This window comes from Bradyrhizobium sp. Mp27, assembly GCF_029953005.1.
Classification (GTDB): domain Bacteria; phylum Pseudomonadota; class Alphaproteobacteria; order Rhizobiales; family Xanthobacteraceae; genus Bradyrhizobium; species Bradyrhizobium barranii.
In genome coordinates this window covers 1-3944 of sequence record NZ_JASAUS010000336.1, presented here as the reverse complement: position 1 = coordinate 3944, position 3944 = coordinate 1, and the positions used below count along the sequence as shown (strand labels likewise).

Sequence of the window (3944 nt, the reverse complement as noted above, 5' to 3'; positions counted from 1 at the left end):
GCGAGCTTCTTCAATGGCTGGCGCTCGACACCAGGCACAATGCCGGCGACGAGCCAGCTCGACAGGCTCAGTTCGATAACGGCGATCAGCGTGCCGTCCGGATCGAGTGGGTTCGGGGATCGGCTCAGATCGTTCAACTTTTGCATGGGGCGCTCCATCGGTTCACATTAGCAACGATAGATGCAATATCCTCGCCACCGCCCCATAGCATCTTCCACCAGCGCCAGCGGATGCTTGTTGCCTTCGCCGTCAACCCCGATCGCGGCGACCAGCACGAGATCGTCGCCGAGATGCAGCCCGTCGATTTGGACCACCAGAAGGTCGAGCGCGGACAGATCGGCAGCCATGAAGTCGGCCAGCCGCGCCGCCGACAGCGCGACGAACCTCCGCGAGGCCGCCGATTTCGAAATCCCCGATCCGAGTGGTGCCGGAACGTCACCCTCCGGGAGCCGGACAGCGCGGCCGAACCGGCGCGTCGACACATTGATCAGCATCAGGTTCATCGCCCAGCGACCGAGCCAGTCCTCCTGCGCCGCCGTTTCCCAGCTCGGGATCATGACCTCGCGGCCGTCCACGCCCCGGACCCGCGGGCGTTCGACCTCGATCTTGCCGCCGTGGAAACCAATCCGTCCCCGCGTTCGGCCCCAACGGTGCGCCCGCCGCGCCGCATCGCGACCGTGGCGCGGCCCGCAGGCCCCCGTGACATCCGCCTCCATCATCGTGCCGAGCGCCTCGATCCCTGCCGCAAGGCAGAACCGGTCGAAGCTCGCCCCCACTTCCGCAAACGCTTCGTCCACAGCCCCGGTCGCCGGCCAACCAGCCGGTGTGATATCTCTCGTCATGGCGTTGCTCTCCTTTGTGGAATCAGCACCCCGAGCCTACCGGCTCAAGGTGGGCAACGCCGACCTCTTCAGTAATTCAACAGAACCCGGGACATCCCCGGTTTGCGATGGTGTCGCGCTTGATGCGTTTTCGCTCTGCGAGCATCGCCTCAGCCCTGCCGAAGTAGACATCGGCCGGCGTGAGGTTGTCGATGCTCTCATGATAGCGGAGGTGATTATAGTGTTCGACGAAGGCCCGTACTTGACGTTCGAGATCACCGGGTAGGTAGTAATTGTCGAGCAGGATGCGGTTCTTGAGCGTCTGATGCCAGCGCTCGATCTTTCCCTGGGTCTGAGGATGGTACGGAGCGCCGCGCACATGCTGCATGCCCTTCTGGTCGAGCCACTTGGCCAGATCGTCTGCCACGTAACTCGAGCCATTGTCGCTGAGAAGCCTTGGCCGGTGCGCGACGGCGATGTGGTCAAGACCGGAGGCGGCGAGTGCCTGGTCGAGGGTGGCTGTGACATCGGAAGCGCACATGGTGGGACCAAGCCTCCATGCCACGATGTAGCGCGAGAAGTCATCAAGCGCGGTCGACAGATAGTACCATCCCCATCCGGTGATCTTGAGGTAGGTGAAGTCGGCCTGCCAGAGCTGGTTGACGGCCGTCGTCTTGTCCTTGAACTCGTTCGCGGCCTTGATCACCACGTAGGCCGGGCTGGTGATGAGGTCATGCGCCTTCAGCAGCCGATAGACCGACGCCTCGGAGACAAAGTACTTTCGTTCGTCGGTGAACCGCACGGCCAACTCGCGTGGCGACAGCTCAGGTACCGCTGCCGTGTTGATCGAAGGTTCTAGGGATTGGATCAGTTGCTAAGGCCTTTGATAGAATAGCGGCCAGAACCCGACGATTTTCCCGAACGCTCATCAGGGTTAAATGATCACCGGGAATCGGCACGGCATGAATGGCCGCGACATCCAGGATCCGGTCCCAGCCGCGCATAGGTGACCTCTGTTCTGTACCCATCGAAGCGTCGGCTCGCACACGCCGCCCCCTAGAAGGCTCGGCGGCATAAAATTGATGTATTTCCAATGGCAGGGGGGGAATTTCGTATGACTGCAGTGCCTGGTGAAAGTGTGCGTACATTGAAGCCGTATCGTAGAGTTCTTCGTCTATCGTTATTGCGCCGATCTGCTGTGCCTTCTGAAGCAACTCAGTAATTGAGCATTCCTTGGCAAGACGCTCCAAGAGTTGGAAGCGTTCAGCATCTAGAGTTTCGAGAGGCTCGAAAATCATTTCGAGCGCTATTTGCGCGGCCGACATGTTCGACGGAGTTGCGGAAAGGGTGACATCGATGAAAGCAATGAACGATACGGCGTCATCGATGCTCAGTAAGTGCTGGGCAATCGCGTAAGCCAAGATTGCCCCCGAGGAATATCCAGCAAGACGGTAGGGGCCACGCGGCTGGATTTTCTTCACGGCCAAAACGACCTGCGCGGCTATCGCTTCGAGCGTTGGCGGATCATTTTCGTTGAACGATGACCATGGCAGAGCGTAGACAGGGCAGTCTATTTCCATATCGTTCACCAACGATAGGACGTATGAGCAATCTCCGTAACCGGTCGGAACGAAGAATAGGGGTGATTGATATCCGTTCGTCCGTACCGGCAGCACTCCAGCTGTGTGACGGAGGTGGTCCAAGTGAACTTTCGACGCAAGCAGCTTCAGGACCGGGGCCTGGAAAAGATCGGCAGCACCCAACATTAATCCTCGGTTTAGTGCTTGGCTGATCAGCTGCACCGCCAGCAGTGAGTGGCCGCCCAGTTCGAAGAAGTGGTCGTGGCGTCCGACCCGCTCCACACCGAGAAGCTCGGCCCAGATCTGCGCCAGCATCGTCTCGACCTCGCCGCGCGGCGGCGCGTAGCTCCGGTGCGCATACGCATCGTCCTCCGGCGCCGGCAGCGCCTGGCGGTCGAGCTTGCCGTTCACCGTCAAGGGCAGCGACGCCAGCCGCACAAACGCCGCCGGCACCATGTAGCCCGGCAGCTGCGCACTTATGTGCGCGCGCAAGGCGCCGGCAAGGTCGCTTCCATCTGTCTCTTCCGAGCCGGCCTCGGGCGCGCCCACCACATAGGCCACCAGCCGCTTCTCGCCGGTGCCATCCTGTTGCGCCACCACCACCGCCTCGCGCACCATCGGGTGCTCGCAAAGCCGTGCCGCGATCTCGCCGGGCTCGATCCGGAAGCCGCGGATCTTCATCTGCTCGTCGTTGCGGCCCAAAAACTCAAGATTGCCGTCCGGCAGATAGCGCGCCAGATCGCCAGTCCGGTACAGCCGGTCGCCGTCCACAAACGGACTGGCGATGAACCGCTCCGCCGTCAGCTCCGGCCGGTTCAGATAGCCGCGCGCAACACCCGCCCCGCCAATGTAAAGCTCTCCCACCGCCCCAAACGGAACCGGCGCGCCATGACCGTCCAGCAGGTACACCCGCGTGTTCGCAATCGGACGGCCGATCGCGACAATGGCGACTTCAAACTCATCCGGACAACTCCACGCTGTCACGTCGATCGCAGCTTCCGTCGGACCGTACAGATTGTGCAGGCCCGTCCAAGGCAAGAGGCGCCGAACCTTGTGCACACTGGCGGCAGGAAGCGCCTCGCCGCTGCATAAAACACGCCGCAGCGACGTGCAGCGGTCAACACTCTTCGCATCCATAAAGCTGACCAGCATGGATGGCACGAAGTGAACCGTCGTGATGCGCTCGCCGATGATCAAGTCGACCAATGCAGCGGGATCTCTGTGCGCATCCGGAGGCGCCAGCACCAGGGTCGCCCCTTCAAGCAAGGTCCAGAAGAACTCCCAGGCCGAGACATCGAAGCCAAATGGCGTCTTCTGCAACACGACATCAGTTGTCTTGAGACCATAGGCGTTTTGCATCCAAATCAAGCGATTGACGATAGCCTGATGCTCATTCTGTGCCCCTTTGGGCGTTCCGGTGGATCCGGAGGTGTAGATCACATAGGCGAGATGGCGTGAGGTGAGGCCGAGCGCGCGCGGGTCCGGATCGGTGGCCGGCAGCTCGGCCCAGGCCGGCGTCGCCGTCTCCAGATCGACCACGGTC

The 3944-nt window shown here is 61.5% G+C and carries 1 protein-coding gene and 2 pseudogenes; all 3 read right to left on the bottom strand.

The window, feature by feature from the left end:
- Nucleotides 1-107 precede the first annotated feature (107 nt).
- A pseudogene (locus tag QJT78_RS49310) lies at nt 108-842 on the bottom strand (hypothetical protein); the annotation flags it as partial.
- 76 nt (nt 843-918) lie between these two features.
- A pseudogene (locus QJT78_RS49305) lies at nt 919-1647 on the bottom strand (DDE-type integrase/transposase/recombinase); the annotation flags it as partial.
- Nucleotides 1646-3944 (bottom strand): amino acid adenylation domain-containing protein (locus tag QJT78_RS49300; protein ID WP_281460789.1); only part of this gene is annotated, 2299 nt, incomplete at its 5' end. The gene QJT78_RS49300 and the pseudogene QJT78_RS49305, both read right to left, overlap by 2 nt.